This window comes from Nocardia sp. NPDC057455 (genome assembly GCF_042802775.1).
Taxonomy (GTDB): domain Bacteria; phylum Actinomycetota; class Actinomycetes; order Mycobacteriales; family Mycobacteriaceae; genus Nocardia.
In genome coordinates this window covers 30,437-54,684 of record NZ_JBHVDM010000043.1, presented here as the reverse complement: position 1 = coordinate 54,684, position 24,248 = coordinate 30,437, and the positions used below count along the sequence as shown (strand labels likewise).

The 24,248-nt window shown below is 69.1% G+C and carries 26 protein-coding genes; 9 read left to right on the top strand and 17 right to left on the bottom strand.

Annotated elements, in window-relative coordinates; all coding sequences use genetic code 11:
• Positions 1–600, top strand: a 600-nt coding sequence (locus ACFU5M_RS18985; protein WP_379050730.1) for an LLM class flavin-dependent oxidoreductase, incomplete at its 5' end; no start/stop codon positions are given.
• Between the two features lie 321 nt (positions 601–921).
• Here ACFU5M_RS18985 and bla read toward each other — a convergent pair.
• Complete coding sequence (gene bla / locus ACFU5M_RS18980; RefSeq protein ID WP_379050727.1) at positions 922–1,851, bottom strand: class A beta-lactamase; 930 nt, start codon at positions 1,849–1,851, stop codon at positions 922–924.
• A gap of 164 nt (positions 1,852–2,015) precedes the next feature.
• Between bla and ACFU5M_RS18975 the strand changes: the two genes are divergently transcribed.
• The 3 genes from ACFU5M_RS18975 to ACFU5M_RS18965 all read left to right on the top strand — a co-directional run bounded on the left by ACFU5M_RS18975 (position 2,016) and on the right by ACFU5M_RS18965 (position 4,454).
• Complete coding sequence (locus ACFU5M_RS18975; RefSeq protein WP_379050724.1) at positions 2,016–2,891, top strand: LysR family transcriptional regulator; 876 nt, start codon at positions 2,016–2,018, stop codon at positions 2,889–2,891.
• Positions 2,888–3,787 carry a serine hydrolase gene (locus ACFU5M_RS18970; protein WP_379050722.1) on the top strand — a complete coding sequence of 300 codons (900 nt, stop codon included), beginning with the start codon at positions 2,888–2,890 and terminating at the stop codon, positions 3,785–3,787. Before ACFU5M_RS18975 ends, ACFU5M_RS18970 begins: the two co-directional genes overlap by 4 nt.
• A gap of 199 nt (positions 3,788–3,986) precedes the next feature.
• Entirely contained in the window at positions 3,987–4,454 is a 468-nt protein-coding gene (locus tag ACFU5M_RS18965) for a PaaI family thioesterase (RefSeq protein WP_379050719.1), read from the top strand.
• Between the two features lie 60 nt (positions 4,455–4,514).
• Here ACFU5M_RS18965 and ACFU5M_RS18960 read toward each other — a convergent pair whose 3' ends face one another.
• The 6 genes from ACFU5M_RS18960 to ACFU5M_RS18935 are packed head-to-tail and all read right to left on the bottom strand — an operon-like array spanning position 4,515 to position 9,517.
• Complete coding sequence (locus ACFU5M_RS18960) at positions 4,515–5,357, bottom strand: acyl-ACP desaturase (protein ID WP_379050717.1); 843 nt, start codon at positions 5,355–5,357, stop codon at positions 4,515–4,517.
• A 16-nt stretch (positions 5,358–5,373) separates the two neighbouring features.
• Positions 5,374–6,222, bottom strand: coding sequence for an SAM-dependent methyltransferase (locus ACFU5M_RS18955; protein WP_379050714.1), 849 nt, complete (start codon positions 6,220–6,222; stop codon positions 5,374–5,376).
• Positions 6,219–6,488 (bottom strand): acyl carrier protein, encoded by a 270-nt coding sequence (locus ACFU5M_RS18950; RefSeq protein WP_379050711.1) that lies wholly within the window; start codon positions 6,486–6,488, stop codon positions 6,219–6,221. The genes ACFU5M_RS18955 and ACFU5M_RS18950 overlap by 4 nt, the downstream gene beginning before the upstream one ends.
• Complete coding sequence (locus ACFU5M_RS18945; protein WP_379050709.1) at positions 6,485–7,051, bottom strand: PaaI family thioesterase; 567 nt, start codon at positions 7,049–7,051, stop codon at positions 6,485–6,487. The genes ACFU5M_RS18950 and ACFU5M_RS18945 overlap by 4 nt, the downstream gene beginning before the upstream one ends.
• Before the next feature lie 4 nt (positions 7,052–7,055).
• Positions 7,056–7,844, bottom strand: a complete 789-nt coding sequence (locus ACFU5M_RS18940; protein WP_379050707.1) for a ferritin-like domain-containing protein — start codon at positions 7,842–7,844, stop codon at positions 7,056–7,058.
• A 23-nt stretch (positions 7,845–7,867) separates the two neighbouring features.
• Positions 7,868–9,517 carry an AMP-binding protein gene (locus ACFU5M_RS18935; RefSeq protein WP_379050735.1) on the bottom strand — a complete coding sequence of 550 codons (1,650 nt, stop codon included), beginning with the start codon at positions 9,515–9,517 and terminating at the stop codon, positions 7,868–7,870.
• A 269-nt stretch (positions 9,518–9,786) separates the two neighbouring features.
• On the opposite strand from ACFU5M_RS18935, the gene ACFU5M_RS18930 reads away from it, so the two are divergent.
• The 4 genes from ACFU5M_RS18930 (at position 9,787) to ACFU5M_RS18915 (ending at position 14,963) form a co-directional block, all read left to right on the top strand.
• Positions 9,787–11,025 carry a cytochrome P450 gene (locus ACFU5M_RS18930; RefSeq protein WP_379050705.1) on the top strand — a complete coding sequence of 413 codons (1,239 nt, stop codon included), beginning with the start codon at positions 9,787–9,789 and terminating at the stop codon, positions 11,023–11,025.
• Complete coding sequence (locus ACFU5M_RS18925) at positions 11,022–12,245, top strand: cytochrome P450 (protein ID WP_379050702.1); 1,224 nt, start codon at positions 11,022–11,024, stop codon at positions 12,243–12,245. Before ACFU5M_RS18930 ends, ACFU5M_RS18925 begins: the two co-directional genes overlap by 4 nt.
• Positions 12,242–13,630 (top strand): FAD-dependent oxidoreductase, encoded by a 1,389-nt coding sequence (locus ACFU5M_RS18920; RefSeq protein WP_379050699.1) that lies wholly within the window; start codon positions 12,242–12,244, stop codon positions 13,628–13,630. The genes ACFU5M_RS18925 and ACFU5M_RS18920 overlap by 4 nt, the downstream gene beginning before the upstream one ends.
• A 64-nt stretch (positions 13,631–13,694) precedes the next feature.
• The gene (locus ACFU5M_RS18915; RefSeq protein WP_379050696.1) at positions 13,695–14,963 is read left to right on the top strand and encodes a cytochrome P450; all 1,269 of its coding nucleotides are present in this window, start codon (positions 13,695–13,697) and stop codon (positions 14,961–14,963) included.
• Positions 14,964–15,233: 270 nt separating this feature from the next.
• On the opposite strand, the gene ACFU5M_RS18910 is transcribed toward ACFU5M_RS18915, so the two are convergent.
• From ACFU5M_RS18910 to ACFU5M_RS18865, 10 genes are all read right to left on the bottom strand, one after another.
• Positions 15,234–15,632: an NUDIX domain-containing protein gene (locus tag ACFU5M_RS18910; RefSeq protein ID WP_379050693.1), complete on the bottom strand. Its 399-nt coding sequence runs from the start codon at positions 15,630–15,632 to the stop codon at positions 15,234–15,236.
• Between the two features lie 73 nt (positions 15,633–15,705).
• Entirely contained in the window at positions 15,706–16,476 is a 771-nt protein-coding gene (locus ACFU5M_RS18905; protein WP_379050691.1) for a glucose 1-dehydrogenase, read from the bottom strand.
• 75 nt (positions 16,477–16,551) lie between these two features.
• Positions 16,552–17,400, bottom strand: coding sequence for a helix-turn-helix transcriptional regulator (locus tag ACFU5M_RS18900; protein ID WP_379050689.1), 849 nt, complete (start codon positions 17,398–17,400; stop codon positions 16,552–16,554).
• A gap of 27 nt (positions 17,401–17,427) precedes the next feature.
• The gene (locus ACFU5M_RS18895; protein WP_379050686.1) at positions 17,428–18,663 is read right to left on the bottom strand and encodes a cytochrome P450; all 1,236 of its coding nucleotides are present in this window, start codon (positions 18,661–18,663) and stop codon (positions 17,428–17,430) included.
• Positions 18,660–19,931 (bottom strand): cytochrome P450, encoded by a 1,272-nt coding sequence (locus ACFU5M_RS18890; RefSeq protein ID WP_379050683.1) that lies wholly within the window; start codon positions 19,929–19,931, stop codon positions 18,660–18,662. The genes ACFU5M_RS18895 and ACFU5M_RS18890 overlap by 4 nt, the downstream gene beginning before the upstream one ends.
• A complete protein-coding gene (locus ACFU5M_RS18885; RefSeq protein ID WP_379050680.1) occupies positions 19,928–20,572 on the bottom strand; it encodes an ATP/GTP-binding protein in 645 nt (214 codons plus the stop codon). Before ACFU5M_RS18885 ends, ACFU5M_RS18890 begins: the two co-directional genes overlap by 4 nt.
• Positions 20,553–20,918, bottom strand: coding sequence for a DUF742 domain-containing protein (locus tag ACFU5M_RS18880; RefSeq protein ID WP_379050677.1), 366 nt, complete (start codon positions 20,916–20,918; stop codon positions 20,553–20,555). The genes ACFU5M_RS18885 and ACFU5M_RS18880 overlap by 20 nt, the downstream gene beginning before the upstream one ends.
• A complete protein-coding gene (locus tag ACFU5M_RS18875; RefSeq protein WP_379050676.1) occupies positions 20,918–21,331 on the bottom strand; it encodes a roadblock/LC7 domain-containing protein in 414 nt (137 codons plus the stop codon). The genes ACFU5M_RS18880 and ACFU5M_RS18875 overlap by 1 nt, the downstream gene beginning before the upstream one ends.
• The gene (locus ACFU5M_RS18870; protein WP_379050673.1) at positions 21,328–22,749 is read right to left on the bottom strand and encodes an ATP-binding protein; all 1,422 of its coding nucleotides are present in this window, start codon (positions 22,747–22,749) and stop codon (positions 21,328–21,330) included. The genes ACFU5M_RS18875 and ACFU5M_RS18870 overlap by 4 nt, the downstream gene beginning before the upstream one ends.
• A gap of 474 nt (positions 22,750–23,223) precedes the next feature.
• Positions 23,224–23,640 carry a hypothetical protein gene (locus ACFU5M_RS18865; RefSeq protein ID WP_379050671.1) on the bottom strand — a complete coding sequence of 139 codons (417 nt, stop codon included), beginning with the start codon at positions 23,638–23,640 and terminating at the stop codon, positions 23,224–23,226.
• Between the two features lie 174 nt (positions 23,641–23,814).
• Between ACFU5M_RS18865 and ACFU5M_RS18860 the strand changes: the two genes are divergently transcribed.
• Positions 23,815–24,222, top strand: a complete 408-nt coding sequence (locus tag ACFU5M_RS18860) for a TIGR03668 family PPOX class F420-dependent oxidoreductase (RefSeq protein WP_379050732.1) — start codon at positions 23,815–23,817, stop codon at positions 24,220–24,222.
• The last annotated feature ends 26 nt before the right edge of the window (positions 24,223–24,248 follow it).

Here is a 24,248-nt window from a genome sequence, read left to right as displayed (position 1 = left end):
CCGTACCGGCATCCACTGCTGGTCGCCCGGATGGCGGCGAACCTGCACCAGCTCAGCAGGGGGCGGTTCGTGCTGGGCGTCGGGGTCGGCTGGGCCCAGCAGGAGTTCGATGCCCTCGGGCTCGACTTCCGCCGCCGTGGCAAGCAGACCGACGAGCTGCTGGACGTCCTCACCACCGCTTGGCAGAACACCGACGATTACGGCGCCTGCGACATTCCGATCTGGGTCGGCGGCCTCACCGATGCCGCCCAGCGCCGCGCGATCCGGTACGGCGCAGCCTGGCACCCCCTGCGTCAGTCGATGCCGTGGATGCGCGACGCCGTGGAGCGACTCCGGCGGACCGCCGACGAGCAAGGCCGACCGGTCCCGGGCTTCGTGCCGCGGATCATGCTCCGGTGCACCCGTGAGCCGCTGCCGGACGAGACCCGCCACGCCGGCGAAGGATCGATCGACCAGATCCTCGCCGACCTCGCCGAGCTCCGCCTACTCGGCGCGCACACCGTCGTGCTCGACCCGTTCGTCGGCGACCCGGCCGAGACCGAGCACCCCGAGATCGCCTGGCAGGCGCTGGCCGCAGTCAGGGCAGGGATGGAGAATTGAGCGATCGTCGGTGATCGGTCCATTCCCGGGGCCTCGTACCGGCCGAGGCAGTCGATCATGATCTGCTTGGACATGACGCGCATGTCCGGCAAGACGCATCCGGCGAATACGGATCGAACGCCGGTCATGTTGTGCGCCTTAACTTTCGGATCATCGGAATAATCCGGCCCGGGGTGGGAGCCGGCCGGGTTCCAGCTCGAAGGGCCGCAGACCCGCAGCGAACCGAAAGGCGGCTATCGCCCGGAAGTGGTCGGTGACGTCGGTACGGGTTGAGTGGGCGGACCACGGCACCGCCGGGTCGCCGCCGACCGGCCAGTTCGTCTACCCGAGCGCACCGACCGCGGCGCGGGCCGCCTCGGCGACCAGAGGGTTGTCGGCTTCGGCGTTCTGCTCGAGTTTCGTCGACAGCACGGCGATGACGAGCGGGGCGCGCCCGGGCGGCCAAGCGATCGCGACGTCGAGCGCGCCGCCGTAAGCAGGGCTGCCGGTCTTGTCGCCGACGGTCCAGCCGGCGGGTATCGCGGCACGAATGCGTGCGTCCCCCGTCTTGGCGGCGACCAGCCACGACTTCAATCGCGCTCGCTCGGGTTCGGCGAGAATGTCGCCGAGGACGAGGTTGCGGTAGTCGGTGGCGAGGGCGGCGGCTGTGGTGGTGTCCCGCTCGTCGCCGGGAATGGCGGTGTTCAACTCGGGCTCCCAGCGGTCCAGGCGGGATGCGGTGTCGCCGATGGACCGCAGGAACGCGGTGAAGCCTTCCGGGCCGCCGAGGAGCTTCAGCAGCTGGTTGCCCGCGGTGTTGTCGGACAGGGTGATCGTGGCATCGCACAGCTCGGCGACGGTCATGCCGGTGTCGACGTGCTTCTCGGTCACCGGCGAGTTGGCGACGAGTTCGGACCGGGAATAGTGGATCACCTGATCGAAGTAACCCGTTGCCAGAGGATGGTCGCGCAGAAGGGCCCCGCACGCGAGACCTTTGAACGTGGAGGCGATCGGGAATCTCTCCCCGTCTCGATGGACAACGGTGCGGCCGGTGCCGGTGTCGATCGCGTACACACCCAGCCGTGCGGAGTGTGTCGTCTCCATCTCGGCGAACGACGGAACTGTGGCCGCGGGTGTGGTGTTCGAGGCAGCCGGCGCATCGGCGCCGGACCCGCACGCGGCGGTGGCGAGGGACAGCGCGGACACCGCCACAGCAGCGAGGAGTCGGCGACGACCGAGCGGGGCACGGTGAGCAAAGTCGAAAAGATTCACCGCCGCACCACATCATCGACGCCGCCGCCGACGCCAATATCCGGCCCCGGCGTGGGCGAGTCGACTTGGATATCGTCGCAGGTTCGCCCGCGGTTCGGCGCCGGTCGGAGGGCCCGGTGGGACAGCGGAACCGATGCCGGCGAAACCGCTGGTTCAATGACCGCATGGACCTGATCCGCCACCTTCGGTTCTTCGTCTCCATCGCGGAGGAAGGACACTTCGGCAGGGCGGCGGCCGCGCTGGACATGACCCAGCCACCGCTGTCGCAAGGACTTCGCCGGCTCGAACGGCATCTCGGCGTCGACCTCATCCACCGCACCCGGCAGGGGGCCGTGCTCACGTCGGCCGGTTCGCAGCTGCTCCCGCGCGCTCGGCTGCTCGTGGACGACGCCGAGCGCCTGCTCGCCGAGGCACAACGCATCGCGAGTGCCCACGGTGCCGTGCATTGGGGCGCTACTACGGCGTTGCCCGACCGGGTGGTCACGGCGTGTGTGGGCGCGCTGCGCTCGGCGGTAGTCCCGGATACCGCGGTGTCCACGACGGTCGGCGCCAGCGTCGACCTGGTCGCCGACGTGCGCTCGGGAATGTGCGACGTCGCCGTGGTCGAGCATCCCGCGCTGGTCGACGGTGTCGAGGTCCGCCCGGTCGTCAGAATCCCGCGGTGGCTCGTGGTGCCGTCGGATCATCGCAGCGCCGGCGCCGAACGCCCCACCTTCCCCATGCTCGCCGGACTGAGTTTCGCCTGCCCACCGCGCGCCACCAACCCTCCTGCCTTCGACACCTTCGTGGATCTGTTGCGCGAGCGGGGCCTGGACGCACCGACCGTGCCCGCGCCCGACGATCGGAGCGTGTTCGCGGCGGTGGCGGCCGGAACGAGCTTCGGGTTCACCGCCATGCCTCCGTCCTCCACGCCCGGCGTGACCTGGTTGCGCATCGCGCCGCAGGCACTCGCTCTGCGAGTCCGAGTCGTCTACCGTCCGGGTGCTGACGCCCATGCCGATGCCGTCGACCGGGTGCTGTATCGGGAGCGGCTGCGATGAGCACCGCCGAGGACAGGATCCGCGCCGTGTTCGCCGACGCGGGATGCAGCGGTTGGCTGCACGCCCGCCGGTGCGACGGCTCCGCGACCGAGATCTCCGTGGGCGGCGACGAACGGGTGGTGCTCGCGTCGGTGTACAAATTGCCGCTGTTCGTCGCGTTCTGCCGCCTCGTCGACGCGGGGCGCATCAATCCTGCTACCCGGCTGACGGTGACACCGTCCGATTGCACGCCGGGGCCCACCGGCATCGCCGTCATGCGCGACCCGGTGACCATGAGCCTGCGCGACCTCGCGACGTCGATGATGACCGTCTCCGACAACGCCGCGGCCGATGTTCTGCTCGGCGCGACGGGCCTCGGTGCGGTGGAGGGCCTGCTGGACGATCTGGGTCTCACCCGCACCCGGATCATAGGCGGCACCGCCGACCTGCACCGCAGCCTCGTCCGCGACACCGACACCCACACCACCGCCGAGGCGTTCGCCGTGCTCGCCGAGAACGACGACGCATGGTCGGTGTCGGCGTACGACCCGTCGTACACGAGCGCGACGACACCGGAGGAGATGACCCGTCTCCTGCGCGCACTGTGGAGCGGCGCGGTGCTGTCCGACGAGCGGACCGAATTCGTTCGCACCGTCATGCGTCACCAAGTCTGGCCGCACCGCGTCACCGCCGGATTCCCCTACCGCAGTGTGTCGGTCGCAGGCAAAACCGGAACCATCGGGGTCATCCGCAACGAGGTAGCGGTCGTCGAATTTCCCGGCGAGCACCCCGTAGCGGTCGCGATATTCACCCGGGCGGCCCGCGCGGACCCGCACCTGCCCGTTGTCGACGCCGCCATCGCCGAGACCGCCCGCATCGCCGTCACCGAACTCCGCCTTCCCTTACCGCAAGGGTGATGTCACGACTCCGCGCACACGTCTTTCCGAATTCTCCCGCCGGGTACAGCGGCTGGGTCATCCGGCCGGCCGCGCGGATTCGCTACGAAAAGGTGTCCTATCAACCGATCGAAACCGGTGATTCGACGCTGTGCGGCCGGGTGGCGTTCATCGGGTGCTGGTCGAATGGCTGGGCAACGTTCGCCAGGGAGGAAAAGCCATGACCAGCATCGACACTCACGCCCACGGGACCGTGGCGTCCCGTGTCACCGAACTGACCACGGTCTTCGAGCGGGGTCTTCGCGAAAATCTCGGCGTCGGCGCGTCTCTGGGGATTCGACTGGAGACCGCGGGCGACGGCTACACCCGGTACTACCTCGACCCGAACCCGGCCACCATCAACGCGATGTTCACCGTGCACGGCGGTGTGCTGGCCACCTTGATGGATACCGCGATGGGTAGCGCCGTCTTCACGAAACTCGGTGACGGCGTGGCCTATACGACGCTGGAGCTGAAGGTGAACTTCATCCGTTCGGTCACGCTGGACGGCTCACGGCTGATCTGCGAAGCCAGCGCGGTGCACGTCGGACGGCGCACCGCCACGGCGGAGGGCCGGATCACCGACGCGGACGGCAAGCTGATCGCGCACGGTTCGACCACGATCCTGGTGTTGCAGCCCGAGCACTGAGCACGGCGGACGGCCCGGTTCCCGAACATGCTCGGGAACCGGGCCTTCCGGCTTTCGAGTTCAGGCGAGCGATCGGCACTCGTCGATGAAGCGCACCAACTCGTCGAGGCGATCGCTGCGGGCGTCCACCGCGCGGTCGATCACCTTCACCAAGTGCTCGTAGGCCTCGGTGTGGTCGTAGGAGGCGACGTCGGCGATCTTCAACGCCCATCGCCAGTACCCCCGCATGGTGTCGGCCAGAGGCATACGGAAAATGGCGATCACCTCGCGGATCGGTTCGACGGACGCGTCGCCCTGCACCCGCAGGTAGCGGCCGACCACGTCGGCCATGAAACTGAAATGCCGCGCCTCGTCGCGCGACAGCCGCGCCAGCACAGCTCCGAGCACCGGGTCGTCCACCACCTCGCGCAGGTGCTGGTAGTACATCTGCGTCGCCTTCTCCTGCACCAGCGCGTAGGCGAAGAACTGCACCGGGTGCCGGTAGGGCAGGTCGAAGGGTTTCTGCCCTTCGATCGCCAGTTCCGTACGCAGCGCGCCACGTTCGGCCATCCCGGAAGCCTCCTGGTAGCGGCTCAGCGCGCGGGCGTGGGTGTCCTCCTCCAGTGCCCAGCGGACGGTGAAGTGGTAGAGCTCGCGGTTGTGGACGAACGCCGCCCGGCCCACGGTGTCGTCCACCGGGAAGTAGCGATGGTAGACGTCGAAGTAGCCGGGCAGGTGGTCCTCGATGAGGGTGACGAACTGGACCGCCGACCGCTGACCCTCGGTGAGCCGGCCCGCGTCGGCCCGCGACCAGTCGAAGGCGGTCTCCACGTCCCAGGCCCGCGTGGCAGGCGACGCCGCCAGGAACCCGTCGACGGCCGCGACCACCTCGTCGACGGGGATCAGCGCCGATTCGATGTTCATTCGTTGCTCCTGCGGCTCAGCGGGCGTTACGGCAGGTCAGCGCGTAATGCTTGGTGGTGTATCCCCATCCGGCGTTCGCGATCTCCAGGTAGTGCCGCAGTTTCGCGGCCAAACCGGGCCCGTGCGCATCGATACGTTCGGCGGCGGCGTCGACGTTGGCGATCCACTCCTCGATGGTGCGGCGGTAGTGCTCGGTGAGATCGTCCACCGCGATGATGGAGAACCCCGCGTCCTCGGCGGCGGCCACCAGCTCCGAGAGCGGACGCAGATCACCCCATCCGAAGATGTCCTCGCGCACGAACTCGGTGCCGTCCTTGGCGTCGAACGCCGTGCGCGCGGACGCGTTGCGGAAGCAGCTCTCCGACACATACAGCGTGCCGCCGCGCCGCAGCACCGCGCGAGCGCGGCGGAAGATCGCGCCGAGATCGGGCATGTGCACGATCGAGCCGAGCAGCGTCACGGCGTCGAAACCGCGCGGCGGCAGGTCCAGTCGCTCGAAATGGCCCACCCGGGTGTGCACCCGATCCGCGACCCCGCGAGCGCGCGCCTGCTCGGCGATGTACTCGTGCTGGCGCGGCGCCGGGCTGATACCCACCGTCTCACAGCCGAATTCGGCCGCCATGAACAGGATCAGCGAGCCCCAGCCGCAGCCCACGTCCAGCAGGCGTTCGCCGCCGGTGACGCCGAGCCGGTCGGCGACGAACCGCAGCTTGCGCCGCTGCGCCTGCTCGAGGGTGTCGGACTCGGATTCGTAGAGCGCGGAGCTGTATTTGCGCAGCGGATCGAGGAACTGGCCGAAGATGTCGGGGTCGAGGTCGTAGTGCTGGTTGGTGTCGGCGGTGACCGTCTGGTCGGTGGAGGTCACGCCGCCGCCTCGCGCAGCGTCTTGCCGACCACCGTGACGACGTCGTTCAACGTGGAAAGACCGAACACGTCCCGGTCCTCGAGCTCGATGTCGTAGGCGCGTTCGATCTTGGCGACCATGCGCAGCACGCGCACCGAATCGACGCCCGCCATGCCGCGCAGGTCCAGCTCGGGGCGCAGTTCGGCCTCCGGGATGCCGGTCTCGGCGGCGGCGATGCCGGTGACCGTGCGCAGGATGTCGTCGGCGGTGTGGGTGGTGGTCGTCATGATCGGACTCCATTCGGTGCGAGGGCGGTGCCGGTGGACAGGGCGTGGGACAGCGCGGCGACCTCGTCGTCGCCGAGGATGAGCTGATGGCGCACGTCGTCGAGCGCGAACGGCTGGTAGGCCGCGGTGGAGCCGGCGCACACGAGGTCGTCGGCGTCACGGATCTCCGCGGCCGCCTGGATCGGGCGGTCGTCCGCGGCGCCGGACAGGGTTGCGATACAGCGGTAATCGTGGTCCACGAGCAGCGGGGTGAAAAACCGGGTGCGCTGTGTGACGGTGAACGCCGGGTGGTGGCGAGCCAGGACGATGAGGTTGCCCATCACCTCGTCGCAGATCACGCCAATCAAACCACCGTGCACGACCCCCGGGTATGACTCGAACTCCCGCCCGAGCCGGAATCGGGCCTGCAGCCCGTCCGGATGCGGGGTGAAACGCAGGCGCAAGCCGGTCGGATTGTGCGGGGAGCAGCCGAAGCAGTGGTAGTCCGGGATGACCGACCAGGGCACTCGGACGGTGTCGACCCCACTGTGCACGGTGTCCTCGAAGGCGTTGTCGCGGTCCATGGCGCTAGGCGATCGCGTCGGCCAGGGCCCGGCGGACCTTGGCATTGCTGGACAGATCCAGTCCGGTCATGTTGCCGAAGGTGCGGCGGACCTTGTCGTGCAGCACATCCAGCTCGCCCTCGGCGGCGACCTGCTCGAGGAACAGGTCGAATCCGGTGTCGATGGTCTCGTGGTCACCGAGCTCGCTGATGCCTGCTTTGAACGTGCTGACCGGGTGCTTGATCTTGGCCTCGGAGCTGTACACATAGAGGGTCTCCAGCACCGAGGGCAGCTCCTGCGGACGCCGCCGCAACCGCTCGGTGGCGTAGTGGATGAACTCGCGCGCGTGGCCCGCCTCGTCGCGACTCGCGTCGAGCAGCAATGTTTTCAGCACGGGCTCCTCGACCCAGTTCGCCACCGCACGGTAGATGTGGTTGACGGTGAGTTCGGAGATGATGTTGGTGGCCAGGGTCGCCGAGGGGGTGGTGCCCGGCGCGTACGGCTCGCGCATCGAGTCGACGGCCTTGTCGTCCACGCTCTCGCCGAGCGCGCCGAGCCAGGACCGGAACGCGTAGTGGTGCTGCACTTCCTGGTATCCCCACACCACCGCGAACGTGGAGAAGTCGTAGTCGTCGACGAACTCGTTCATGAATCCGTGCACCGCGGCGATGACGTTGGACTCGCCCATCGTCGCGCTCTTGGCCAGGGTGATGTACTCGGGACGGACCAGAGACCTGTCGACGGCGTCGAGATCGAGGTCGGCCAGTTTCCAATGCAGGCGCTCGTAGTGGCGGAAGACGTCATAGCTGTGCACGAAGGACTCCAGTTCGGTCGGGATTACCGGCGGATGAGATCGCGGGCGGCGAGCCGCTGGAGCTTGCCGCTGCTGGTACGAGGGATGCTGCGCGGTGCGACCAGGTGGACCTGGACCGCGGCCAAGCCGAGTTCGGCGCAGACGCGGGCGCGGAGGGCCTCGAGCAGCGCCTCGGCATCGGCTCCGGTGCGCTCGGATTCGACGATCAGTGCGATCACGTCCGCGCCGTCCGGGTCGATCGCCGCCGTGCACCGGCCCTTGTACACACCGTCGAGATCGCGCACGGTCGCCTCGACGTCCTGGGCGTAGTAGTTCACGCCGCGCACCGTGATCATGTCCTTGCATCGGCCGGTGACGAAGAGCTCGCCGTCCCGCCGGTATCCGAGGTCGCCGGTGCGCAGCCAGCCGTCGGCGAACAGCTCGGCCACGTGCGACGGGTCAGCGGTGAGGTATCCGCCGGTGACCGAGTCGCCTCGGATGAGAATTTCGCCGACTTCGCCGTCGGGCAGGTCGTGGCGACCGTCCGGGCCGACGACGCGCAGCCGCAGCCGCTGTACCGGCGCGCCCACTCCCGCGACCGGCCGAGCGCCCGGTGCCTCTGGTGAGACCTGTTGCGCTGTCGCTCTATCCGACAACACGGCGCGATCCACCCACTCGAAGACGGGTTCGCGGCCGAGTGGCGGGAAGGTGACCGCGAGGGTCGCTTCGGCCATGCCGTAGACGCCGAACATCGTCGCCGGGCGGAATCCGGCGGGCGCGAAACGCTCACAGAACGCGAGGACGACATCCCGGGAGATCGGCTCCGAACCGTTGAACGCGATCCGCCAGCGGCTCAGGTCGTAGTCGCGCACCCGGTCGGCGGGCACGGCGGCCAACAGTGCCTCGTAGCCGAAATTGGGCATCGCGGTGATAGTCGTTCCACTGGCGGCGAATTCGGCGAGCCAGCGGGCGGGATCCTTGACGAACGCGATCGGCGACCACACGTGTGCGGGTATGCCGCGCAGAATCGCCGAGAGCGTGCCGAACAGGCCCATGTCGTGGAACAGCGGAAGCCAGAAGCCGCCCTGATCGGCGAGGCTCAACTCGATGCCGGTGCGTATCGAGGCCAGGCCGCTGAGCACGTTGTGGTGGGTCAGGCGGACGCCCTTGGGCAAGGCTGTGCTGCCGGAGGTGAACTGGATGACGGCCGCATCGTCGCCGCCGAGGGCGGGCAGGTTTTCCGTCACCGTGTCTGTTTCGAAAAGTGTTGCTGTGCCGACTAATTCCACGTCGAGCGTGTCGCCCAGGTGCGCGGCCAGGTCGGCGAAGCGGTGCGACACCAGAACGGTGCGCATGCCCGCCGCCGCGATGATGGCGGCCAGCTTCTGCGGGTAACCGCTCGCCGCCCGCGCACCGGCGGGCAGCGGGAGGGGAGTGGCGGCGGCGCCCGCCGCGGTCGCGCCGAACAGGCAGGTGAGGAACTCGGGGGCGTTCGGGCTGAGGATGCCCACCGGTTCGCCGCGCCGCACCCCGCGCCGGACCAGCGCCGCCGCCGCGACCAGAGACAATCGGTGCAGTTCGGTGTAGGGCACGGTTTCCGACACCGACCAGAACGTGGCGGCCACCGCGGGGTGGGCGGCGGCGATCTCGGCGAGGCGGCCGTGCAGTGTGCGGGCCGAATCCGCGGAATTCATGTCTGCCACGACAACAGCGAATTATGACGGCGCATTGAACTCGTTGTGAATTGATGTCGGCGATAAACAAGGCCGATCAGCCGATCACTCTGCGCGATCGAGTATTTCGGCTATGAGCCGATAGGAACGGGTAATCGCCGCCGCGCCGGGCCGGTGGCGGGCGCCACGATGGACGAGAAATTTCTTTCGTGTCCCGGAATTGTCCGCAGCGATCCGGCGGATGGTATGCCTTTTTCCGTGCCGCGTCCATTTCTATTCAGGAGTCGCCGGTGAGTTCCGACCATTCCGCGGTCGGGGAATCGACCCCGGTCCAACTTGCGGTCGTCGAGAGCATCGCTCCGCATATGCGGCACAACCCCTACGGCAGTTACGACGTGCTGCGGGCGGCGGGCCCGTTCGTACCCGGCCCACACGACACCCACCTGGTGACCCGCCACCGTGAGGCGCAGGCGATCCTGCAGGACCCGCGCTGGAGCCACGCGGAGGAACCGGATCTGCTACACGGCGACAGCGATGTCGAATTGCCCGGATCGTTTCTCTGGATGGAACCGCCCGAGCACACCCGCCTGCGCGGGCTGGTGAGCAAGGCGTTCACCGCGCGCACGATCGGCGGCATGCGGGAACGTGCCGAACAGCTGGTCGAGGATCTGATGTCGAAGATGCTCGCCGATCGCGACGTAGACGTGCTCGAGGCGCTTGCCTATCCGCTGCCACTGACCATGGTGTGCGAGCTGCTCGGCGTACCCGCCGAGGCGCATGAGCACGTCCGGGAGATATCCACCGCCATCGCACGCGGTCTCGATCCCGATGTGCTGCTGTCCGAGCAGGAACTGAATGCGCGCACCGCAGCCGTGCACGCCTTCCTCGCATTCTTCGGCGACTTGGTCGAACAGCGCCGCCGCGCCCCGCGCGCCGACTTGATCACCGCGCTGGTGCAGGCCGACGACGCGGGCGCCCGGCTGACCCGCGCCGAATTGCTCGGCACGCTGCTGATCCTCGTCGTCGCCGGGCACGAGACCACGGTCAACCTGATCGGCAACGGGGTACTGGCGCTCATCCGCAACCCGGAGCAGTTCGAACGGTTGCGCAGCTTCCCCGAGCTGTCCGAGCCCGCGGTGGACGAGGTGCTGCGCTACGACGCGCCGGTGCATCTGACCACGCGCACCGCGCACGACGAGATCACCGTCTCCGGAAAGAGGTTCGCGCCGGGAGAGGCGGTGATCGTGCTGCTCGCGTCGGCGAATCGTGATGCGGCGGCCTTCCCGCGGGCCGCCGAGTTCGATATCGCGAGATTCGCGCGGGGGCGAAAGGCCGAGCGGCACCTGTCCTTCGGGCTCGGACTGCACTACTGCCTCGGCGCGCCGCTGGCCCGGCTGGAGATGCGGGTGGTGCTGCGGGCGATCGCCGATCGGGTCGCGTCCCTATCCCTGCTCGAGGAACCGCCGTACCGGCCGAACGTGGTCGTGCGCGGCATGTCGCAACTGCGTGTCCGGATGGAGGCCCGATGAACACCGCAACACCCGCCGACGTGAGCTTCGACGCGTTCGATGCGAGTGAGCGAGCCGACCCGTATCCGGCCTACCGGCGGGTGCGGGACGCGGCCGCGCTTTTCCCGTACGCGTTCGGCGACGTGCCGGTCACGTTGGTCACCCGCTACGAAGAGTGCGCCGCGATCCTGACCGGCGCCGACTGGGGACACGGCTACGCGGCGGGCCTCAGCCCTTTCCGTGACACCACCGCGGCGATTCCCGGTTCGTTCGTCCGAATGGATCCACCCGAGCACGGGCGGTACCGCAAGCTGGTCGCCAAGGCGTTCAGCCCGCGGTTGATGGCCGAGATGGCGCCGGTCGCCGGGCAGGTGGTGCTGGAAATCGTGAACGCTGCCCTCGCGCGTGGCGAACTCGACGTACTCGACGGCTTGGCGGTGCCGCTGGCAGTGGCGATGGTGCCGGTGCGGCTGCTCGGCGCCGACCCGGCCGACGGCGCGAAGTTCCGGGAGTGGCAGCTGGCGATCGCGCGGGGCAGCGACCCCGACTCGCTGCTCGGTCCGGCGGAGGTGGCGGCGCGCACCGCGGCGGCCATGGAATGCATGGACTACTTCGCCCGGCTGGTCCAGCAGAAGAAGCGGAACCCGACGCCGGACCTGCTGAGCGCGCTGGTGGCCGCGAGCACGGACAGCGACCGGCTGACCGAACCGGAAGTGATCGGCATCGCCCTGCTCACCCTGGTGGCGGGCATGGAGACCTCGATCAACCTCATCGGCAGCGGCATGCTCGCGCTGCTGCGCAACCCCGAACAGCTCGCTCTGCTGCGGGACAATCCCGAACTCATCGCGCCCTCGCTCGACGAGATGCTCCGCTACGACGCGCCCACGCAGTTCACCATTCGGGTCGCTCTGGCCGACACCGTGGTCGGCGAGCACCGGTTCCGCCGTGGCGACGGCGTCGTGGTGCTGACGGCGTCGGCAAGCCGGGACGACCGGGTGTATCCGGACGCGGACAGCTTCGACGTCACCCGATATGCCGGGAACCGCCCGGCCCGAAAGCATCTCGGCTTCAGCCTGGGCATCCACTATTGCGTGGGCGCCCCGCTCGCGCGGATCGAGGCCGAGGCCGCGATCGGTGCGCTGCTCGCGCGGGCTCCGAAGCTCGCACCGGCGACCGACGCGATCGAGTACCGGCCGAGCTTGATCCATCGGGGCATCGTCTCGCTGCCGGTGACGTTGTGAACGAGACGCGGCACGCGGTCGTGCTCGGCGCGGGCATCGCCGGGCTGCTGGCGGCGCGGGTGCTCGCGGACCACTTCGCGCGGGTCACGGTGTTCGAGCGCGACGGCTTCGACGCCGAGGGCATGCGCAAAGGTGTTCCGCAGGCGCGGCATCTGCACGGGCTGCTGGATCGTGGCCGCACCATTATCGAGGAACTGTTCCCCGGGTTCACCGACGAGATGACCGCCCGCGGGGCGACCCGGGCCGAGGCTCTGGTCGCGACCAGGTGGTATGTGGGTGGGCTGCGGGCCGCGCCGGCTTCCACCGGGCTCACGTCGCTGATCGCGACTCGCCCTTTGCTGGAATCGGTGTTGCGTGCACGCACGGCGGCGTTGCCCGGGGTGCGACTGGTGGCGGGAACCGCCCGCGGCCTGGTCGGTGACCGGCGCGGCGTGCGCGCTGTGTCGGTGTCCGGTGACTCCGGGGTCGAGACGCACGCCACCGACCTCGTGATCGACGCGACCGGACGCGGCTCGCGAGCTTCGGTGTGGCTCACCGCGCTCGGGGCCGAGCCGCCCGGCGAACAGAAGCTGGACGTGGACCTGGGTTACGCCTCACGGTTCTACCGCCGCGTCGAAGGCCAGCTCGACGGGCACGCGTCGGTGATCATCTCGACCGGGGGCAACGGCCGCGGCGGTGGTGCGGTCCGGGTGGAAGGCGACCGCTGGCACGTCACGCTCGCCGGAATCCTCGGGGACCATCCGCCCACCGATCCGGACGGCTTCACCCGCTTCGCCGCCACGCTCGCCGCGCCGGACATCCTTCACCTGATCACCCGGTCCGAGCCGCTCGGCGACGCGGTGCCGCACCGGTTCCGCGCTCCGGTGCGCAAGAGCTACCCGCGCGCTGCCGTTGCGCCGCAGGGTTTCCTGTTGCTCGGTGACGCGCTGTGCAGCTTCAACCCGCTCTACGCCCAAGGTATGGCGGTCGCCGCCCAGCAGGCCGCGGCGCTGCGCGCGTGCCTGCGCACCGGCGGGCCCACGCTTGATCTACCCGCGCGGTTCTACGCGGCGGCGGACAAGGCGCTCGACGTCGCCTGGCAGCTGTCGGCGGGCGCGGACCTCGCACACCCCGGCGTGACCGGACCGCGAACGGTACGTACGCGGTTGACCAATGCGTATGTCGCTCGCGTCCACCGCGCCGCGCACGTCGACCCGCAGGTCTCCCGGACCTTCTTGCGGGTGGCGAACCTGGTCGAACCACCAACGGCACTGCTGCAACCCTTGATGGCGGGCCGAGTCCTGCTGCGCGGCCGCTCCCGCGCGGACGTATCGAGCCTCCACCGCACCGGCCCCGGAGCCGTTCCGGCGCCGGACCCGCGTTCCCGTATCCCATCCGATCGCTGACCCATTTCGACTACCGGCAGCATCGGCCGGCGCCGGTGCTGCCGCACAGGAGGGACCACTTCCCATGGACTCGTCAACCGCGGGTACGGCTGTCGCGGAACAGGATTCCGCTGTCCAGACCGCCCTGATCCAGCTCTTCGGACCCGAAGGCAGGCCCGATCCCTACAGCCCGGCCCGGGTGTTGCGCGAGGCGGGCAGACTGCACCGGACCCCGCTGGGGCACCACGTGCTCACCCGCTACGAGGACTGTGCCGCCGTCCTGTCGACCACCGCGTGGAGCCATGCGGAGGAGGCGGCGATGATGCATCCGACGGTGTCGCCGGAGGACGCTCCCGAAGAACTGCCCACCTCGTTTCTGTGGATGGAGCCTCCGGACCACACCCGCCTGCGCAACCTGGTGACCAAGGGTTTCACCCCGCGCATGGTGACCAGGCTGCGTCCACGGATTCTGGAGCTCACCGAGCAACTGATCGACAAAGCTTTGGAGGCAGGCGATTTCGACCTCGTCGAGATGATCGCCTACCCACTGCCACTGATCATCGCGTGCGAGCTGATCGGTGTGCCACCGGAGGCTTACGACCAGGTTCACCAGTGGTCGCAGGATCTGGCGCGCGGCTTCGATCACGACTACACGCTGCCCGAGGAGTCGCTGAAAGCCCGCAGCGCGGCCTCGCGCGGATTCATGGGTTACTTCCGGCAGCTGCTGAACGAGCGCCGTCGCGACCCGAAAGACGACCTGCTCAGCGCGCTGTCCCAGGTCGAAGACCGGGGTGACGTGCTCACCGAGCAGGAGTTGCTGGCCACTTGCATCACCACGTTCGTGGCCGGGCACGAGACCACGGCCAACCTGATCGGCACCGGCATGCTGCAGTTGATGCGCAACCCCGAGGCGATCGACACCCTGCGTAAGCGTCCGGACCTGGTGACGGCGGCACCCGACGAACTGCTTCGCCTGGAGCCGTCGGTCCAGATCACCACGCGCGCCGCGACCCGCCCGATCACGCTGGCCGGCCACGACTTCGAGCCGGGCGAGGGCGTGGTGGTGCTGATCAACTCGGCCAACCGCGACGACGCGGCCTACACCGATCCAGATCGCATCGACCTCGCCCGGTACGCCGATCCGATGAATCCCACCAAGAAGCACCTCGGCTTCAGCCTCGGTATCCACTACTGCCTCGGTGCGCCGCTGGCGCTGCTGGAGATGGAGGTGCTGCTCGAGGTGTTGCTGCGGAAAGTTCGCGACATCGAATTGCGTTCGGACACACCGCCGTACAAGCCCAATGTCGTGATCCGCGGTTTGGAAGCACTGCCGACCCGGTTCACCGCGGTCTGACCATGTTCCCTCGGGCCGAGCAGGACTCGGCCCGAGGGTGCCGGTCACAGCGACAGCAGCACCCGCCTGCCCAGCCATGGATCCGACAGCGGGCGCAACGCGACTTCGTATCAGCGCCATCGCGTCGTCGCCTGTGATGTGATTCGCCCGGACGCGGCCGCAGGCCACGCACTGATGCACCAGCAGCCTCCGAGGTCGCGTCACCGTGCCGCCGCACGCTGCCACGCCACCACGATTTCGGCGCGCGCGACCGGCGTGACAGAGGGCGGACTACCAGTCGACGACGCCGAGCTCGTGGAGCTTGCCGAAGACGAGCATCGAGCCCGGCGCCACGTGGTCCATGGCGGCGTACTCGCTCACGGTGAAGTAGCGGAGTTCGGCGATCTCGCTGGTAGGCCGTGGGTCGCCGTCGAGTTCCGCGGTGAAGCAGGTCATGTGCAGCCGGGTGCCGGGGGAGTGCCCATACGCCTCGGCGTGGAACACCCCGAACTCGTCACAGGAGACGACGCCGACACCGAGTTCTTCGCGCACCTCGCGGTGCAGTGCCGCCTCGGGCGTCTCACCGGGGTCGATCTTGCCTCCGGCCATGTAGAAGACATCCTTGCCGGCCGAGCGCGCCTGCAACAGGCGGCGATCCCGGATATGTGCCAGCGCGGCTGTGCGAATCACCGGCCCACTGTACTGAGCGGCCCGAACGGGATGCCAACCGGATTTCGCCCCGGATCGGCCGAGCACGAACCGGTCAGATCAGCTCGCGGGATATGGCGGCGACGAGACCGCCGTCGATGATCAGATCCTGCCCGTTGATGTAGGACGCCTCGGCGGACGCGAGGAATGCCACGGCGTCGGCCACGTCGTCGGCGGTACCCAGCCGGCGGCTCGCCACTTCGGCCAGGACGGCGGTGTGCGCGTCGGGGCTGACGTTGTCGTGGAACATCGGGGTCTCGATGTACCCAGGGCTCACGGAGTTGACCCGGATCCCCTTGGGGCCCAGCTCCGCCGCGAGGGTGCGGGCCAGGCTGTGCACGGCCGCTTTGGTGGCCGCGTACAGCGAGGCGCCGGGCAGGCCGCGGTGCAGCGTCCACGACGCGTTGATGACGACCGCCGCGTGCTGGGACAGCAGCGGCAGGGCTTTCTGGATGGTGTAGAACACGCCTTTGAAGTTCGTGTCCACGACGCGGTCGAACTCGTCCTCGGTGATCTCGGCGTTCGGCCGGAAGGACGCGACCCCCGCGTTGGCGAACACGACATCGAGGCGGCCGTGCCGGTCGCGGAGGGCGGCGGTGAGCGCGTCGAGGTCGGCGAGACGCGCCGCGTCGGCTCGGATCGCGACCAGACGGTCGTCGCCGTGCAGTGCCTCGACCGCGGCGTCGAGCCGGGTCTGGTCCCGGCCGGTGATGACCACCTGTGCGCCTTCGGCGAGCAGCCGTCGTGCGGTGGCCAGTCCCATGCCGCTGGAGCCGCCGGTGACGAGCGCGACCTTGCCGTCGAATCGGGAGATGTTGTGCGTCATGGGAATCAGCGTGCCGAAGCGTCCCGCGACCGAACAGTGTCCAGTTCACCTAGGTGTGGCACCACCAGGTTCCGGTCACGCCGGGGCGAGTTCGACCTGCGTCAGCCGGTCGACCCGCTGCGCGGTGCCGGTGCCTGGTCGTGGGTTGTAGAGCACGAAGAACCAGTCGGGATGGTCGGCCACCGCGAGGGTGGTCGTGTCGAACAGCAGGTCACCGGCTTCGGGATGGCGCACGGCCTTCACGGCTTGGACGGCGGCGTCCACGTCGTGGCGGGCCCACAATCGGGCGAACTCGGTACTCGCGGCGGTGAGCTCGCCCACCACTGCGCCGAACTCCGGATCGTCGGGGGCGTGCGCCATGTCGGCGCGGAACGCGGCCACGACCGCGGGCGCGATCGCGGTCCATGCCACGTGCATGCCGCGGTACCTGGTATTGGTGAAGAAGCTGATCAGGCAGTTGTGGTCGGCGTCGGTGAACCCGAAGACGGTTCGCGCCGTGTCGTTGACCGCGAGCAGATTCCAGTAGCGGTCACGCAGCACCGCCGGACGCGATCCCCACGCGTCGAGCAGCCGGTGCAGCTCGGGAGTGACCTCCGTGCCGCGTGCCGGGCCGGGCGGCGGCGGATTGAGCCCGGCGAGCAGATACAGATGCGACCGCTCCGGCCCGGACAGGCGCAGTGCCGCGCCGACCGCGTCGAGGACCTCCGCCGACACCGTGATGCCGCGTCCTTGCTCCAGCCACGTGTACCAGGACACGCCCACCCCGGCGAGCATCGCGACCTCCTCCCGCCGCAGGCCTGGCGTCCGCCGCCGGCCCACCGCCACCAGACCGACGTCGCGCGGCGTGAGCCGGGCCCTGCGGGTGCGGAGGAAGTCACGGAGCTGGGCACGCCGATGCGGTGCCGCGGAGGTTTCGCTGGCCATAGCCACGCCAACAACGGACGCTTCGGATCAGTTCCCGAGATACACGGGGAACGCTTCGAGGTCGTTCTGGGTGAGCACCGGCAGGTTGCGGATCTCTTCGACCGGCACGGCGAAGCGCAGGCCGGGGAAGCGGGTGAACAAGGCGGGCAGTGCGATCCCGGCTTCCAGGCGGGCGAGTGCCGCACCGGGGCAGATGTGCGGGCCGTAGCCGAAAGCCAAGTGGCGGTTGGCGGTCGCGCGGGAGGTGTCGAAGTCGTCGGCGTCCGGGCCGTGGACGGCGAAATCCCGGCCGATCGCACGGTAGGACATGACCACACCCTCGCCCTTCTCGATGACGGTGTCGCCCACGGCGATGTCCTCGGTGGCGAAACGCATCAGCAGATGCGTCACCGGGCTGTCCCAGCGCAGGGTCTCCTCCACCGCGGCCTCCCAGGTGAGGTCACCGGCGCGGATGGCGCTCAACTGTTCCGGCCGCCCCAGCAGGGCGCGCACGGCGTTGAGGATGAGGCCGATGGTGGTCTCGTGCCCAGCGGCCACCAGTGCCTTCAGGTTGCCCACCACCTCTTCCTCGGTCAGCGGCTCGGTGCCGTCGCCGCCGACGATGAAGGCGCTGGTCAGGTCGTCGGCCGGGTCGGCGGTCTTCTTGCGTACCAGATCGGTGAAATAGAGATCCAGCTCGTCGATCACCCGCAGCCGCTCGTCCTGCGGGGTGAGCAGGGAGAAGAACGCTTTGTACCAGGAGAGCAGCATCGGATGGTCGGCACGGTCCACGCCCATCAGCTCACTGATCACCCGCATCGGCAGCGGGTAGGCGAACACCGTCTTGAGGTCGACCACCGCGCCGTCGCGCCCGGCCTCGGCGAGATCGTCCAGCAGTTCGGTGGTCATCCGCTCGATCGCCGGACGCAGCGCGTCGAGCCTGCGCTTGGTCAACGCCTGGGTGGTCTTGATCCGCAGCCTGCGGTGCTCGGCCCCGTCGACGGTGAACATCGACCGACCCGCGTCGATCATGCCGATCAGCGGCCACTGCCTGGTCACCGCGCCGGACTGCCACAGCGACCAGGCGTTGATGTCCTTGACCAGCCGGGTGTCGACGAGCAGCTGTCTGGCGAGCGCGTGCTGGGTAACCGTCCACGCGGGCACGCCGAGCAGTTCGATCCGGGTGAGCGGACCTTCGGCCCGCAGCAGGCTGGTCTCTGCGTCCAGGTCCCCGACCATGGGATCGATGACAAGGGTCGCTGCGTGTGGGCATTCGGTGCTCACGGGGTACCTCCGACGGCGCGAACGGGTGTGAAGCGGACTGGCAGGGATGTCATGCCGCGCAAGAACGCCGACGGTCGCCGGACCAGGTTCTGGGCGGGTACCGCCAGGTCGAGGTCGGGCAGCCGGTCGAGCAGGACCTCGATGCCGGTGCGCGCGATGACCTCGGCGATCTCCTGTGCGGGAAAGGGGCAGCGGTATTCGCCGTAGCTGAACGCGAAGTGCGCGCTGTTGCCGGTGTGTGCCGGCTCGGCGCCGTCGGAGACATGCTGGCGCACGTGGGGATCGGCATTGGCCGCGGCCAGGCCGAGCAGCAGCATGTCGCCGGCGCGAATCACCTTGTCGCCCAACCGGGTGTCGCGGGCGGCCCAGCGACCGGCCAGGATCTGGGTCGGCGTGTCCTCCCACAGGACTTCGTTCATCGCCTGGCCCACGCTGTGGCGCCCGCCGCCGAGGGCGGCGGCGAACCGGTCGTCGGTGAGCATCAGCCGCACCGAGTTCCCGATCCAGTCGGCCGTGGGCAGATACCCCGCGGCGGTGATCGCCATCAGGTCCAAGACGTATTCCTGGTCGGTGAAGGGACCGGGGTTCGCGAGCATCCAGGACACCAGGTCGGCGTCCCGCGCGCCCTTCTTGACCGCGAGCAGGCGCTGCATGTGCTCGGCGAACTGTTGGTGCGCGGCCTGGGCATCGGATCCGCCGTCGGCGAGAGTTTTCATCGTCCACGCCAGCCGCGGTCCGTCCTCGTCGGGGAATCCGAGGATCCGCGCCAGGGCCAGCACCGGCAGCGGCTCGGCGAAATCCGCGACGAGTTCCGCTTCGCCCCGGCCGCAGAACGCGTCGATCAGGCGGTCGGCCAAGTCCTCGCAGGCGCGGCGCAATTCGAAGGTGTCGACCGCCTCCAGCGCCGGCTCCACCATCGCCACATGCCTGCGGTGCTCCGCGCCCGCGGTGAAATAGATCGACGGCATCGGCTGCCCGACCATCGGCAGCAGCGGCCAGTCCGGCGGGATGTTCGGCCATTGGTTCCATCGGCCGACATCACGCGGGAACAACTCGGGATCGCTGGTCACCTGGTGCAATTCGCGGTAACCGATGACCAGCCACGCGGGAACGCCGCCGGGCAACTCGACGGCGACCACCGGGCCGTGGTCACGGCGCATCTCGTGATAGAGCTGGTGCGGATCGGTGTGGAACCGCGGGCCGCTCAACATGACCGGGGCGGCGTGGACCGGGCAGTTGCCGGTAGAACTCGGCGCGGGCGTGGTCATGACGCGGTCTCCGGAGTCGGGAGCAGGGGGCGCCGGGCCGCCGGGGGCGGGGCGAAGGAGTAGAGGTGCTCGACGAGGGTGATTAGCACGCCCTTGCCGGATTCGCGGGAGCGGGCGTCGCAGTCGATCACCGGCACGTGCGGATCCAGGTCGAGCGCGTCACGGACCTCGTCGGGAGAGTGTCCGGCGCCGAAGTCGTTGCAGGCGACGACGAACGGCGTCTTCTGATGTTCCAGTCGGTCGACGGCATACCAGGAATCGGCGATCCGGTGCGGGTCGACCAGCACGATCGCGCCGAGCGCGCCGGTGAACAGCCGGTTCCAGAGGAACCGGAACCGCTCCTGCCCCGGTGCGCCGAAGAGGTACAGCACGTGCTCGTCATCGATGGTGATCCGGCCGAAGTCGAAGGCGACGGTCGTCGTCGACTTTCCCGGCGCGCCACTGGGATCGTCGATGTCCAGTCCCTCGTCGGTCATGATCGCCTCGGTGTCCAGCGGCCGGATCTCGCTGACCGCCCGGACCATCGTCGTCTTGCCCACGCCGAAACCGCCGACGATGACGATCTTCAGTCCCCGCGTGGTCGCACGATGCAGGGGCGCGTCCGCGCGGGCCGGGCGCGGATCAGAGTTTGCGAAGTCCAACGAGCACCTTCTCGAGCGTCGTGGTGTCGGGCAGGGAATGCCAGGGCGAGCCGGGCGCAGCGGCCAGCGGCGGACGCACGGTGATCTTGCCCGCGTGCAGCAGGTCCGACAGCAGGATGGTGGTGATACCGACCGGGATCCGCAGCTGGGCGGCGATTTCCACGACGGCGGTCGGGGCGCGGCACAGGTCGAGGATCGCCACGTGCTCGGATTGCATGCCCGGTGTCGGTGCGCACTCGCTGACCACCAGGGTGACCAGATCGAAGGTGTCGGAGTCCGGCTTGCTGCGCCCTCCGGTCAGCGTGTACAGCCGATCGGGGTCGTCGTCGCGGCCTGGCCTGGTCACTATCCGCCCGCTCCTGGGAAGCGCGGCGCGGCCGCCAGGTGTTCGCTGAGCTGTTCCACCAGCTCGCGCATATTGTGGCCGACCAGTCCCGCGTCCGCGTCCTCGGCGGCGACGACCGCGATGTGCGCGCCGAGCCCGGCTTCGACGATGAACAGGATGCCGCCGTAGAACTCCGTCATCGACTGGCGCACCCCGGCCCGGCCGTCGCCGAATTCCACCGACGCGCCGTGCGAGAGGCTCTGGATGCCCGCTGCGATGGCGGCGAGCTGGTCGGCCCCGTCCACGCCGAGTTCGGGCGTGTGGCAGATCTTCAACCCGTCGCTGGACAGCAGCAGGGCATGCCGGGTACGCGGGGTGCGGGTGAGCAGCTGTTCCAACAGCCAGCTCAGCTGAGCGGTCTCGGAAGTCGTCATCGTTCGTTCTCCACGGAGACGGAAGGGGCGGGGGTAGGGGTGGCGGCGTTGCCGGTCGCGGGCCCGGTCACCGCGCGCTGGAACGCACCGAGCGAGTCGGGGCGAGCCGCGGGTGGAGTCGGCGCGGCCGGCTCCGGTACCGCGAGTCCGTCGGGGTGGACGGCGGCCAGCGTGCTGCCTCGGCGGCGTTTGGGCAGCGCAGGCCCCGCGCCGGCCGGAGCGTGCTGGTCGGTGGAGGGACGCGGGACGGATCGCACGGGCTCCGGATCGGCGTGCGTGTGATCCGGCGGCGCGGTGGTGCGGGTGCGCTCGCGTGCGACGGGCAGCGTGCCGGTGATGGTGGACGACGGCTGGGGCCGCTCGGCTCGGGTGGTGAGATCTCGCGGGATCACCACCACCACGGCGGTGCCGCCGATGGCGGAAGGCCGGTAGGAGACGGTGAGCCCGTGCTTGCGCGCGAGATGGCCCACCACGGCGAGGCCGAGCCGGGTCCCGGTCAGCGAGGACAGGTCGACTCCGCCGCCGCGCACGTCCGGCCCGGTGGCCGCCACCGCGGCCTCGGCGCGGCGCAGCGCCGACTCGCTCATGACCAATCCACTGTCCTCGATGGTGATGATGACGCCCGCCGGAACCTCGGCGGCGTAGACGTGCACCTCGGTGGTGGGCGGGGAGAAGTTGCAGGCGTTGTCGAGCAGCTCCGCCAGCGCGTGCATGACGCCTTCCGCGGCGTGGCCGGAAATCGCGATATCGGCGATGGCGCGCAACCGCACCCGCTGATAACCCGCGACGCGTCCCATCGCGCCACGCAGAATCGATTCCATGGCAATCGGTTTGGCCCATCGGCGGCCGGATCGCGCGCCGCTGAGCACGGCGATGCTGTCGGCCAGCCGGCCCGCCTGGGCGGTGTGGTGATCCAGTTGCAGCAGATCGGCGAGCACAGTGGGGTCGCCGTGCCGGTGCTCCATCTCGCGCAGCTCCGCGAGCATGCTGGTGGTCATCGCCTGCATACGGCCCGCCGCGCCCGCGAAAGCCGCCATGGCCGCCGCGCGACGGTTCTCGCTGCTCTTGGCTCGTGCTTCGGATGCGGCCGCTGCCTCGGTCGCGGCGGTGACCTCGGCTTGCGCGCCCGCGGCGGTGAGTACGCGCACGTCACGGGATCGGTGGGCGTCCCGCCCGGCGTGCCGGGCTTCCCGGCGGAAGTGGACCGCCGCCGTCACGGCGGCGCACAGGGCGATGGCCGCGGCGGTGGCGCCCGCGGCGAGTGGAATCCGGAATCCGGCGGGTGCGTAGTACACCGCCGCCGCCACGGCGGCCGCGGTCGCGACAATGCAGGACGACAATGTCGCGTACGGCGGTTTCGGTCGGCGAACAGGGTCTTCGCCGGACTCGTTCGCCGCCGGATTCGACAACTCTGACAAGTTCCGTACTTCCGCACTCGCGCTCGCCGCCGGGAAATGGCATCGTTGCCCCCTGCTGCGTGCCCCATCCCCAAATACGCAGACCGACAAGCATTTTCGAAATATAGCGGCCCGAGCATAGCGGGAGGGGCGATGCGGCGCCACTCGAACGGATCCCGAGCGGCGCACGGTAAGGGCAAATATTTCGCTGCCGTGCCGATGCTCGGATTGCGCTGGAGGCAGCGGAAAAGCGCGTTGCGACTGTGCGGTCAGTGCAGAATTGCCGAATTCTCGTTTGCCTGGAATTCACCGATGCTGCCCGCGCTCATCCAGGCGGACGTATAACCGACGTGCTATTTGAAATTTAGATCATCGGCGCGCTGGGCGGCCGCATCGGCGAGTGGCGTACGGCGCGAGTGCGCCGAGGAATCTGCGGTGTGGCCGGCCCGCCGGGCTTCCCGAGCCGGGGGCCGAAGCCGAGCCGCTGTCGTTCGATCAGAGTTGCGCGGTTTGCTCGCACGGAGGCAGGCCGTCGGCCTCGCGGAGTACTTCGGCGACGGACTCCAGGTACAACAGCGTGCGCAGCGACACGCCGTTCACGGCTTGCCCGAGGCGGCGCAGGGCCGAGTTGTCCAGATGCGCGATCACTTCGGCGTCGTCGGCCCGATCGGGCCCGGGATCGAAGACGAAGTAGTTGGGGTCGAGTCCGAACACGTGGGCCAGCCCGGCGCGGGCCTGTTCGGGGAGCGCGGTGAGCTGCCCGCGCCGGACTTTCGCCAGGTAACCCGGCTCCAAGTCGTACCCGGCTGCGGTCACCCACATCTCGACCGTATCGTCGGCGAGCGGGCGTCCGTGCGCGCGCTCCCACATCTCGAACGCTAGGTTCAGCCGGGCAGTGATATCGATGTCCACGACCGCCTCCACCTTCTGGGGACATTGCCTCTGACGGGTCAAACATTCACTCGACCGTAGCGTGGGAGTAGTCGATCGCCGTGATTTCACGGCAAATGTCCGGTTGCATAGGGGAAGGAACGGACTCGATCCCCGATTCACGGGGACGACGGTCTCGAGGAGGCGGGTGTGCGATTGAATTCCGAGGAGGCTCGCAAACTATTCGTGACCAGTCCGGTCGCACGGTTGGCAACCATTTCGGCGCAGTCGCGCCCGCATCTGGTGCCGATCGTATTCGTCGTGACCGGCGAGGTGATCTACACCAGCGTGGACGCGAAGCCGAAGACGACCACCGCGCTGCGCCGGCTGGCGAATATCGCGGCGAATCCCGCGGTCACCGTGCTGGTCGACCGCTACGGTGACGACTGGACCCAGCTGTGGTGGGCCCGCGCCGACGGAGACGCCCGCATCGCGGACGGCGTCGAGGCGGAAGCGGCGATCCGCCGATTGACCGAGCGCTACCCGCAGTACGAACGACAGCCGCCGCCGGGGCCGGTGATCGCCATCGATGTGGGGCGCTGGTCGGGATGGTCCGCGCGATGAGCGGGCCGTGCCGGTTCGGGTAAAGT